This window comes from Dietzia sp. HMSC21D01, assembly GCF_001815995.1.
GTDB lineage: Bacteria > Actinomycetota > Actinomycetes > Mycobacteriales > Mycobacteriaceae > Dietzia > Dietzia cinnamea.
In genome coordinates this window covers 1-10,056 of the sequence record NZ_KV823942.1, presented here as the reverse complement: position 1 = coordinate 10,056, position 10,056 = coordinate 1, and the positions used below count along the sequence as shown (strand labels likewise).

Here is a 10,056-nt window from a genome sequence, read left to right as displayed (position 1 = left end):
CAAGCTCACCGCCGCCGGGATCGACCCCGTCCACGACGCCGGCGCCACCGTCTCCGTGGCCGACCCCGCCGAGCTCGCCACGGCCGCCCTGGTGGCCGAGGCGGTCGCCGAGGGCACCGGCCTCACCTTCTCGCACACCCCGGCAGGCGCCTCCGACCCGCGGACGCGCCGGGTCGAACCGTGGTGGACAGGCTCCCGCCACGGGCACTGGTACCTCGTCGGCCACGACCTCGACCGCGGCGAGCCCCGCACCTTCCGGCTCGTGCGCATCTCCGACGTCAAGGCGACGCGCGCCGCCCGGACCGTCCCCGTGCCGCCCACCGAGCAGGTCCTGGCGCTGCTCGACGACGCCGTCTCCCGCCTCAACCCGCTGCTCGAGGCCACCGTGTGGGTGGCCGACGGCCGCGCCGCCGAGCTGCGCGCGATGGCCCGGTCAGCCACGCCCGCACAGCGCTTCGGCAGGACGGGCGCCGATCTCGGTCTCGCCGCGCCGCTGGGCGAACTGTCCGCGCTGGTGGCCGCGCAGGGTCCCGATGCCGTCGCCCTGGGACCGGCGGAGCTGCGGGTGCGCGTCGTGTCGATCCTCAGCGCCGCCGAGGAGGCCGTCCGATGAGTCCCCGCACCGTCCCGCTCGCGACGCTGCTCAGCGTTGTCCCGTACTTCCACACCCGCGGTCCCGTCCGGGTGACCGACGCCGCACGCGACCTCGGCATGAGCGAGAAGCAACTCCGCGACGCCCTGTGGCAACTGTGGTCCTGCGGCCTGCCCGGCTACGGCCCCGGTGATCTCATCGACCTGGCCTTCTCCTCCGAGGACCTCGACGACGCCGAGATGGTCGAGGTGACGTTCACCGCCGGCATCGACCGCCCCGTGCGCCTCACCGCCGCCGAGGCGGTCACCCTGGAGACCGGGCTGGCCGTGTTCCTCGGCCAACCCGAGGTGATCGACCAGACCGCGCTACGCGACCTGCTCACGACGCTGCGCGCAGCCACCGGCGAAGACGCCCGCGTCACCGCGGATGACACGCGCCGCGAGTCGGCGGACTCCGACGCGGACGTGGTGCGGACCGCGGTGCACGACGGCCGGGCGCTGCGCTTCGTCTACCACTCGGCGAGCTCTGACACCTCCACCACACGCGTCGTGGACCCGGCCCGCCTGTCCGTCGCCGACGGTCACTCCTACCTCCACGGCGTGGACCGCTCGTCCGGTCAGTGGCGGACCTTCCGCACGGATCGGATGAGCGGGGTGGAGGAGGTGGGACCGCGCCGCGCGCTCGGCCCGGAGCCACAGGACGACGGCGAGGGGGACGTCCGCCTGGAGGCCGCCCGTGTCCCGGCAGCCGCAGCGTGGTTCCTCGACGAGTTCCGCTTCCACACGGTGGTCCGCCGCCCCGACGGCGATCTGGACGTCGAGATCGCCTATCACGACCGTGCGTGGCTGCTCCGCTTCCTGCTCGGGCACGCCGATGTCGTGCGTCCCGCGGACCCCGGGCTCGCCGCCGAGGTCGCCCGCCGTGCCGCTGAGGGCCTGGCCGTCTACGAGACGGGCGACGACTCTGGCGACCAGCGCGTGAATTCCCGGTGAACGACGAGGTCACGGGGGGGTTCCTGGGTTTGCGAGGTGTCGTCGCCGGCGGCGGGTGCGCTAGCATGGAAACGTTGTCAGACAAACGGAGGTTGACATGGGTGCGTTGAGCATCTGGCACTGGCTCATCGTCCTCGCGGTGGTGCTCCTGCTCTTCGGTTCGAAGAAGCTCCCGGACGCCGCCCGCGGCCTCGGACGGTCGATGCGCATCTTCAAGTCCGAGATCAAGGAGATGCAGAACGACGACAAGCCGGCCGAGGACCAGGAGCCGCAGGCGCTCACCCAGGGTCAGCCGAACCCCGCCCAGTACGCGCAGCCACAGGCGAACCAGTACCAGCCGCAGGCTCCGCAGCAGTACCAGGCACAGCCTTCGCAGCAGTACCAGGCGCAGGGGCAGCAGCAGGGACAGTCCCCGGCCCAGGGGTACCCGCAGGCTCCGCAGCAGCCGTACCAGCAGCCGGCCCCCCAGCAGGGTCAGCAGCAGTTCACCGACCCCACCGCCCCGTACCACGGCGGCCAGGGCCAGCAGGGGCAGTAGGCCGCCTCGTCCATGACACAGACCGGGACCACGGACACCGGCGCCACCCGTCAGGGCGGCGCCGGTCGCCTGCTGTCCAAGCGACGCCGCAGGCCGCGTAACCCCGACGGCACCATGCCGCTCATCGAGCACATCTACGAGCTTCGGACCCGCCTGCTCATCTCGGTGGCGGCGATCGTGGTGACCCTCGGCTTCGGCTTCTGGTGGTACGGCACCGGGTTCCTGGGCGTGCCGTCGCTCGGCGGCATCCTCACCGGCCCCTACTGCGACATCCCGCCCGGCGCCCGCCTCCAGCTGGGCGACGCCGGCGACGAGTGCCGCCTTCTCGCCACGGGGCCGTTCGAGCAGTTCATGCTCCGCCTCAAGGTCGCCGCCACCGCCGGCATCGTCCTGGCCAGCCCGATCTGGCTGTACCAGCTGTGGGCGTTCATCACGCCCGGCCTGCACAAGAACGAGAAGCGCTACGGCATCGTCTTCACGATCCTGGCCGCCGTCCTGTTCATCGGCGGCGCGGTCCTGGCGTACGTCGTGATCGTCCACGCGTTGGAGTTCCTGCTCTCGATCGGCGACAACGTCCAGACCACGGCCCTGTCCGGCTCGCAGTACTTCACGTTCCTCATCCAGCTCATCCTCATCTTCGGCGTGAGCTTCGAGATCCCGCTGCTCATCGCCATGCTCAACGTGGCCGGTGTCGTGAGCTACGAGACGCTGGCCCGGTCGCGTCGCGGCATCATCATGGGCATCTTCGTGTTCGCCGCCGTCGCCTCACCCGGCCAGGACCCGTTCTCCATGCTCGCGCTCGCGGTGGCCGTGTGCATCCTGGTCGAGGCGGCCATCCAGTTCGCCCGGCTGCACGACAAGCGCAGGAAGAAGTCCCGCGCGGACTGGCTCGAGGTGGACGACGAGTCCGCGTCCCCGCTCGCCCCCGCCGACGGCCTCGGCGGCGCAGGCCCGCTCGAACGCCCCGAGCCACTGACCCCACCCATCCCCTCCGCCGGCGCCGGCGTATCCGGTACCCGCGCGCCCGGCGACACCCGACCGCTCCAGGCCCCGGCGGGCGGCGGTTCGATCTATGACGACATCACCTGACGAGACGCACCCCGACGACCTGCTGGAGGGCTTCCTCTCCGGCGAGGGCTTCGCGCCCGATCCGTTCCAGCTCGAGGCCTTCGCAGCCCTGGACGCCGGCCGGAACCTGCTCGTGTCCGCGCCGACGGGGTCCGGCAAGACCCTGGTCGGCGAGTACGCGGCCTACCGCGCCCTCGCCGGCGGGGGACGCTGCTTCTACACCACGCCGGTCAAGGCACTGAGCAACCAGAAGTTCCGGCAGTTCCGCGAGCGATTCGGCCCCGAGAACGTCGGCCTGCTCACCGGTGATCACTCGATCGACGCCGACGCGCCCATCGTCGTGATGACCACCGAGGTGCTGCGCAACATGATCTACAGCGCCTCGTCGGCACTGCATGACCTCGACTGCGTGGTCATGGACGAGATCCACTACCTCGGCGACCGCTCGCGGGGCGTGGTGTGGGAGGAGATCATCCTCACCCTCGACCCGGCCGTCCTGCTGGTCGGGCTGTCCGCGACGCTGAGCAACACCGACGAGCTGGGGGACTGGATCACCGAGATCCGCGGCGACACCGCCGTCGTGCTCTCCGAGCACCGTCCCGTGCCGCTGGCCCACATGCTCTACACGGACGGCGATCTCGTCCCCATCCGCGCCGCCGCCGAGCAGCGCCGGCGGGCCCGGTCCGGGTATCACGACGAACGGATGGCCTCCCGCCCGCGCGCGCAGTGGGCCCGCCGTCAGGACGTCATCGAGCGGCTCGACGACGAGCACCTCCTGCCCGCCATCTACTTCGTGTTCTCCCGGGCGGGCTGCGACGGCGCGGTCGCGCAGATGCGCCGGGCCCGGCTGCGCCTCACGACCGGTGAGGAGGCCCGGCGCATCGCCTCGCACGTCGACTCCGCGGTCGCGCAGGTTCCGCAGCCCGACCTCGACGCGCTCGACTTCGCGGCGTTCCGCGCCGGACTGGTCAACGGGCTCGCCGCCCACCACGCGGGGATGCTGCCGCTGTTCCGCACGATCGTCGAGGAGTTGTTCTCGGCCGGGTTGATCAAGGTGGTCTTCGCCACCGAGACGCTGGCGCTGGGGATCCACATGCCGGCCCGCGCCGTGGTGCTCGAGAAGACGACCAAGTTCAACGGCGACACGCACATGATGCTCACGTCCGCCGAGTACTCGCAGATCACGGGGCGCGCCGGCAGACGCGGCATCGACACCAAGGGCACGGCGGTCGTGCTGGACCAGCCCGACCTGGACCTGGACGCGCTGGCCGCGCTCGTCGACACCCCGCGGTTTCCGCTGTACAGCGCCTTCACGCCCGACTACTCGATGGCCGTCAACCTCGTCGAGCAACTAGGAGTGGAAGAGGCCACGTCCCTCATCGGACGGTCGTTCGCCCAGTTCCAGACCGATCGCACGCTGGTATCGCGGTCTCGCGCGATCGAACGTCGCTCCGACGAGCGTGACCGGATGCGCGCCTCGCTCGAGGAGGCCGGGGGAGACGCGGACCTCGACGAGTACATGGGCCTGCGCGCCGAGCTGAGCAGGCTCGAGCGCAAGTCCGAGAAGGCCACGCGCGACGACCGGCTCGACTCCGTGCGGTCGGCCATGCTCAAGCAGACAGCGGGCTCCGTCATCACCGTGGGCCGCAAGCGGTTCGGCATGGTCGCGACCGTGCTGCAGGTGCGGGCCGACATCCCCTCGGACCCCGCGTTGCTCTGCATCACCGATACCGGGTGGACCGGTTGGCTGCGCCAACACGACTTCGCGGCACCGCCCGTGCCGGTGGGCCGCGTGGACCTGCCCAAGGGCCGCCGAAAGCTGGACGGGAGGGCCAAGCGCGCGCTGGTCCAGCGCATGGAGCATCTGCGAGGCAAGGCCAAGGGTCGCATGAAGAACGCCGGCGGCAAGCCGGTCCGCAAGGATCCGCGGATCGCAGCGGCCCGCCGGGCCCTGCGCCAGCACCCGCTGCACGACGACCCCCGGATCGACAAGCTCGCACGCCTGCACGAGCGGTGGGCCCGCGCCGACGCCGACGTCGCCGGCCTCACCGCCGAGGTCGACGCCGACGCGGACTCGTTGGCCCGACGGTTCCGCCGGATCGTCGACCTGCTCCGCCATCTCGGTTACCTCGAGGAGGTCGACGGCGTCCTGCGTGCCACCGACGCGGGCCACCTGCTCGCCGGGGTGCACACTGAGCAGGACCTCTTCGTGGCCGAGTGCCTGCGCCGCGGCGTGTGGCAGGGTCTCGACGCGCCCGGGCTCGCCGCCGTGATCGCGACCATCGTCGCGCACCCGCGTACCGACTCGGCGATCCGCGAGCCCTCGGACGAGGTCCTGCGGTCGGCCCTCGCCGAGACCGAGCGGGTCGCGGTGGACGTCGCCGAGGTGGAGCGTGCACACCGGCTGCCCGCGACCCCGGACCTGGACGCCGGGCTCGCGCCGGTCCTTCACCACTGGGTCTCAGGGGGTGCGCTCGCCTCGATCCTCGCCGCGTCGTGGCAGGAGGGCGTCGAGCTCACGGCCGGAGACTTCGTCCGGTCCGCGCGACTCGTGGTGGATGTGCTCGCTCAGGTCGGCCAGGTCGCCGAGCCGGACCTCGCCCGGACCGCCCGCTCGGCGGTGGGATCACTGCGCCGCGGCGTCGTACTCGACCACATGGCCTGAGCCCACCCGCGGGCCGCGTCCGTCGCGTTGAACCGCGCGGTTCACCACCATGGTGACGACGGCCGCCCGGAGTCGGGTCAGGCCTCGTCGAGGACCGCCGTCGCGTCCACCAGCCGGCCGATCGCGCGCGCCTGGCCCGTCGACTCACCCAGCGACTCGATCCGCCCGGTGTCCACCGGCCCGCGACGGCCGTCCACGTCGCCGTCGAACTGCACGTCGAACGCGCGCCCGCCCAGCCGGACCACCCCGCGCGCCGCGGCGAGGTAGTCGGCGCCCTCGGTGATCGCCTTCCGATGGCGGGCGCTCATCGCCGAACCGGGGTCGCCCGCGGCGGCGATGATCCCGTCCAGGTCTCCGTACTCGCGCAGCAGCGTGGCAGCGGACTTCGCGCCGATCCCCGCGACGCCCGGCAGTCCGTCCGAGGCATCCCCGACGAGCACGGCGTAGTCCGCGTACGCCCGCGCGTCGTCGCCCGCCGGCAGGTCGAAGCGCTCGGCCACGACCCGCGGGGTGTACGCAAGCCGCTTCTTCATCCCGGCCCCCACGTACACGACGGTGGTCGTCGCCGAGGCCAGCTGGAACAGGTCGCGGTCGCCCGTGACGACCAGCACCTCGCGATCGCGAGCGGACAGCGCTGCCAGCACGTCATCGGCCTCCGCGTCCTCCGCCCAGGCCTGGGCGAGGCCCGCGGCGCCGAGGACCTCGCGGATCGCGCCGACCTGCGGGCCCAGGGATTCGGGGGCGTCCTCCTCGCCGTCGTCACCCACCCGGTGCGCCTTGTACGACGGCAGCAACTCCACCCGCCAGTCAGGGCGCCACTGCCGGTCCAGGGCGGCCACCAGGCCCGTCGGCGAGTACTCCTCGACCAGCACGGCGACCATGTCGCAGAACCCGCGCACCGCGTTGGCCGGGGCGCCGTGGGGCCCGGTGATCTTCTCGGGCACGGAGTGGAACGCGCGGAACCACAGGCCGGCGCTGTCGAGAACCATGAGCGGGCCCTGGGACACCGCGCCTCCTTGTGGGTCGGGGATCACGCCGGTCAGGGGTCATGCCGGCCGGGAGTCCTGCTGATCGCGGGTCACGAGCGTCCGCTGCCCGCCAGGTTAGTCTCCCGCGGCCCCGCCCGCCGCGCGCCTAGTGTGGGGGCATGACCACTCCCGACCCGCAGCTCCACTCCCGTCGCCTGACCGCCGTCCGCGATCGCGCCGGCGCCCTCGGAATCGACCACGTGGTGGTGTACTCCGGCGAGGACATGTCCTACCTCACCGGCGAGCGCATGGACTCCCACGAGCGGCTCACCGCGCTGGTCGTGCCCGTTGCCGGCGGCGAGCCGCTGCTCGTGCTGCCCGCGCTCGAGCTCACCGACGTCACCCGTCGCGCCGCCGAGCGCGTGGGCGCGGGGATCCACCCGTGGTCCGACGGGACCGACCCGGTGCCGCTCGTGGCGGGGAAGGTCGCCGGGCGGGTGGCGGTCTCCAGCGCGTTGCCGGCGCTGCACCTGGTGCCGCTCCGTGACGGCGTCGACGGCGAGGTGGTGCTCGCCTCGGAGGTGATCGACCACGTGCGGGCCGTGAAGACCCCGGACGAGGTGGAGCAGCTCGCCGAAGCGGCCCGCCGTATCGACGCCGTGCACGCGCGCATGGGGGAGTTCCTCCGGGTGGGCCGGACGGAGGATCAGGCGGGCGAACTCATCACGGCGGCCATCGAGGCCGAGGGGCTCACGCACGCGGAGTTCGTGATAGTGGGATCGGGCCCGCACGGCGCCGACCCGCACCACGGCGTGTCGGACCGGGTGATCGAGTCCGGCGACATCGTGGTGGTGGACATCGGCGGCCCGCTGCCCAGCGGGTATCACTCGGACTGCACGCGAACGTACTCGATGGGGGAGCCCTCCGCCGAGGTCGCCGAGAACTACGAGGTACTGCAGGAGGCGCAGCGGTTGGCGCGCGAGGCCGTGCGGCCGGGCGTCGCGATCGGCGAGGTCGACGCAGCGGCCCGCGAGCACCTCGCCGCCGCCGGCCTGGGCGAGCTGTTCATCCACCGCACCGGCCACGGAATCGGGCTGGGGCTGCACGAGCCGCCGTTCGTCATGCCCGGGGCCGACACCGTGCTCGAGGAGGGGATGACGTTCTCGGTGGAGCCGGGCATCTACCGGCCCGGGCAGTGGGGCGCACGGCTTGAGGACATCGTCGCGGTGACCGCCGACGGCCGGCGCGACCTCAACACCGGGGAACGCGGCCTGCGGGTGCTCTGACCGCTGACGCCCGCCCAGCCGCTCCCGGATCCGCTCCCCGGCCTGGCGTCTCGCTCCCGTCGATGCACGCGAGAACCGCAGCCGCTCCTCAACTTGGCGCCTCGCCCACCCCGCGGTGCGCGCGAGACGCCATGTTCGCGTGCGGCTGCGCCCGGAGGCCGCCCTGCAGCCGCCCAGCATCGCCGCCCGCCCCGTACACGATCCCCCGGAGATCGAGCCAGAGCGACCGAGCCTCCGAGCGACCGAGGTCAGGCGCCGGTGAACATCTGGGCCGAGCCCAGGACGCGGTCCACTTCGATGGCCACGACCACCCGCTCGGGGTTCGGCGTCGGCTCGCGGTAGCGCAGTGCGTACCGGCGCTCTCCCTCACGGACGGCGTCGGGGTCGTCGAGCAGCCGGGCGGTGCCCTCGAAGGTGAGCCACCGACCGCGGTCGACGTGTGAGACGGCGGCGCGTCCGCCCCGGGCGGCGTTGCGGGCCTTCTGGGAGCCGCGCCGGGTGATCACGCGCGCCAGCCCGCCCTCGACGTCCACGGTGAAGCCCACCGCCACGACGTGAGGGGACCCGTCGCGCCGTAGCGTCGTGAGCGATCCCAGGTGGTACTCGGACAGGAACCGGTGCGCCTCGTCGGAGAGCTCTGCCAGGGTGTGCGCCATGCAGCCGAGCCTGCCACAGCGACTCGGCGCAGGGCGCGCAGGCGTGCGTGGGAGACTGGGCGCATGCCCACACCTGCAACCCCGTCGCCCCGGCCCGCGTCCGGCGGAGAGGTCGTGGTGGTCTTCGGTGGCCGCAGCGAGATCGGCCTCGCCGTCGCCCACCGCCTCGCACCCGGCCGGACGGTCGTCTTGGCGAGCCGCCCCGGGGGCGACGTGTCCGCGCTCGAGGCCCCGCTCGTCGAGGCCGGCGCGGCGGCCGTGGAGTTCGTTGACTTCGACGCCGACGACCTCGACGCGCACGCGGCCGTCGTGGACGGGATCGAGTCCCGCGTCGGGCCGATCGGCATCGCCGTCCTGGCGTTCGGGATCCTCGGCGACCAGGAGGTGGCCGAGCGCGACTCCCGCGCCGCCGCCCGGATCCTGCACACCGACTTCGTGGCGCAGGCCGCGTTGCTCACGGTGCTGGCCGAGCGGATGAAGCCGCGCAGGGCCGGTGTGCTGGTGGCGTTCTCGTCGGTGGCGGGGCAGCGGGTCAGGCGCGCCAATTACGTCTACGGTTCCGCGAAGGCGGGGCTGGACGGTTTCGCCTCCGGGATGGCCGATGCGCTGCACGGCACGGGCGTCACCCTGGTGATCCCCCGCCCCGGGTTCGTCATCGGCCGGATGACCGAGGGCATGGACCCTGCGCCGTTCTCCTCGACACCGGACCAGGTGGCGGACGCGGTGGTCGAGCGGGTGCTCGAGCGGCGGGCCGGGGTCGTGTGGATCCCGTGGCAGCTGCGGGTCATGTTCGCCGTGGCGCGGCTCGTACCGCAGCCCGTGTGGAGGCGGATGCCGCGGTGAGCGCTCCGCCACGGCCGGGTCCCGACCCGGCGGCCGTCCACCTCGTCGGCACGGGCCCCGGACCGGTCGATCTGCTCACTGTCCGCGCGTCCCGGCTGATCGCCATGAGCGGCACCTGCCTGTGCGACTCCGACGTGGGCGCGGCGTTGTCGTTGTGCCCGCCGACGGCCCGGGTCGTCGACGCCACCGATCTCCCGCCGGAAGACGCTGCGGCGCGGATCCGCGAGGCGGTGGAACGCGGAGACCGGGTCGTGCGGCTCTACGCCGGGGACCCGGCGCAGCACTCCGCACTGGCCGCGCACACGCGCGCTCTCGACGCCGCGGAGATCGAGTGGGAGCTCGTGCCCGGGATCCCGGTGGCCGGCCACGCAGCGCCGACCGCGCCCACGACCGTCGACAGCCCGGTCACGGCGCAGACGACGCCCCCGTCCGGCGAGCCGAGCGGCGG

The 10,056-nt window shown here is 72.9% G+C and carries 10 protein-coding genes; 8 read left to right on the top strand and 2 right to left on the bottom strand.

The features are described from left to right. The 5 genes from HMPREF3086_RS10115 to HMPREF3086_RS10095 form a co-directional block, all read left to right on the top strand. On the top strand, positions 1 to 613 hold a 613-nt coding region (locus HMPREF3086_RS10115), incomplete at its 5' end, for a WYL domain-containing protein (protein WP_141764056.1). Further along, a complete protein-coding gene (locus tag HMPREF3086_RS10110; protein WP_061228728.1) occupies positions 610 to 1,584 on the top strand; it encodes a helix-turn-helix transcriptional regulator in 975 nt (324 codons plus the stop codon). The genes HMPREF3086_RS10115 and HMPREF3086_RS10110, both read left to right, overlap by 4 nt. Positions 1,585 to 1,681: 97 nt before the next feature. After that, positions 1,682 to 2,122: a Sec-independent protein translocase subunit TatA gene (gene tatA, locus HMPREF3086_RS10105; protein ID WP_007629290.1), complete on the top strand. Its 441-nt coding sequence runs from the start codon at positions 1,682 to 1,684 to the stop codon at positions 2,120 to 2,122. A 114-nt stretch (positions 2,123 to 2,236) separates the two neighbouring features. Further along, positions 2,237 to 3,211 carry a twin-arginine translocase subunit TatC gene (gene tatC / locus HMPREF3086_RS10100; RefSeq protein ID WP_083324392.1) on the top strand — a complete coding sequence of 325 codons (975 nt, stop codon included), beginning with the start codon at positions 2,237 to 2,239 and terminating at the stop codon, positions 3,209 to 3,211. Next, positions 3,195 to 5,855: a DEAD/DEAH box helicase gene (locus HMPREF3086_RS10095; RefSeq protein WP_070721651.1), complete on the top strand. Its 2,661-nt coding sequence runs from the start codon at positions 3,195 to 3,197 to the stop codon at positions 5,853 to 5,855. Before tatC ends, HMPREF3086_RS10095 begins: the two co-directional genes overlap by 17 nt. Before the next feature lie 77 nt (positions 5,856 to 5,932). On the opposite strand, the gene HMPREF3086_RS10090 is transcribed toward HMPREF3086_RS10095, so the two are convergent. Then, positions 5,933 to 6,862 (bottom strand): 5'-3' exonuclease, encoded by a 930-nt coding sequence (locus tag HMPREF3086_RS10090; RefSeq protein WP_083324391.1) that lies wholly within the window; start codon positions 6,860 to 6,862, stop codon positions 5,933 to 5,935. A 140-nt stretch (positions 6,863 to 7,002) separates the two neighbouring features. Between HMPREF3086_RS10090 and HMPREF3086_RS10085 the strand changes: the two genes are divergently transcribed. Next, a complete protein-coding gene (locus tag HMPREF3086_RS10085; RefSeq protein ID WP_070721649.1) occupies positions 7,003 to 8,109 on the top strand; it encodes a M24 family metallopeptidase in 1,107 nt (368 codons plus the stop codon). A gap of 248 nt (positions 8,110 to 8,357) precedes the next feature. On the opposite strand, the gene HMPREF3086_RS10080 is transcribed toward HMPREF3086_RS10085, so the two are convergent. Beyond that, complete coding sequence (locus tag HMPREF3086_RS10080; RefSeq protein WP_061228734.1) at positions 8,358 to 8,765, bottom strand: pyridoxamine 5'-phosphate oxidase family protein; 408 nt, start codon at positions 8,763 to 8,765, stop codon at positions 8,358 to 8,360. A gap of 63 nt (positions 8,766 to 8,828) precedes the next feature. On the opposite strand from HMPREF3086_RS10080, the gene HMPREF3086_RS10075 reads away from it, so the two are divergent. Both HMPREF3086_RS10075 and HMPREF3086_RS10070 read left to right on the top strand, forming a co-directional pair. Beyond that, entirely contained in the window at positions 8,829 to 9,608 is a 780-nt protein-coding gene (locus HMPREF3086_RS10075) for an SDR family NAD(P)-dependent oxidoreductase (protein ID WP_061228735.1), read from the top strand. Continuing rightward, positions 9,605 to 10,056 (top strand): SAM-dependent methyltransferase (locus HMPREF3086_RS10070; protein ID WP_246830954.1); only part of this gene is annotated, 452 nt, incomplete at its 3' end. The genes HMPREF3086_RS10075 and HMPREF3086_RS10070, both read left to right, overlap by 4 nt.

What these genes read in the sequence shown, in the direction of transcription:
- HMPREF3086_RS10110 (WP_061228728.1), top strand. Translation starts at nt 610, where the DNA reads ATGAGTCCCCGCACCGTCCCGCTCGCGACGCTGCTCAGCGTTGTCCCG.
- tatA (WP_007629290.1), top strand. Translation starts at nt 1,682, where the DNA reads ATGGGTGCGTTGAGCATCTGGCACTGGCTCATCGTCCTCGCGGTGGTG.
- tatC (WP_083324392.1), top strand. Translation starts at nt 2,237, where the DNA reads ATGCCGCTCATCGAGCACATCTACGAGCTTCGGACCCGCCTGCTCATC.
- HMPREF3086_RS10095 (WP_070721651.1), top strand. Translation starts at nt 3,195, where the DNA reads ATGACGACATCACCTGACGAGACGCACCCCGACGACCTGCTGGAGGGC.
- HMPREF3086_RS10085 (WP_070721649.1), top strand. Translation starts at nt 7,003, where the DNA reads ATGACCACTCCCGACCCGCAGCTCCACTCCCGTCGCCTGACCGCCGTC.
- HMPREF3086_RS10080 (WP_061228734.1), bottom strand. Translation starts at nt 8,765, where the DNA reads ATGGCGCACACCCTGGCAGAGCTCTCCGACGAGGCGCACCGGTTCCTG.
- HMPREF3086_RS10075 (WP_061228735.1), top strand. Translation starts at nt 8,829, where the DNA reads ATGCCCACACCTGCAACCCCGTCGCCCCGGCCCGCGTCCGGCGGAGAG.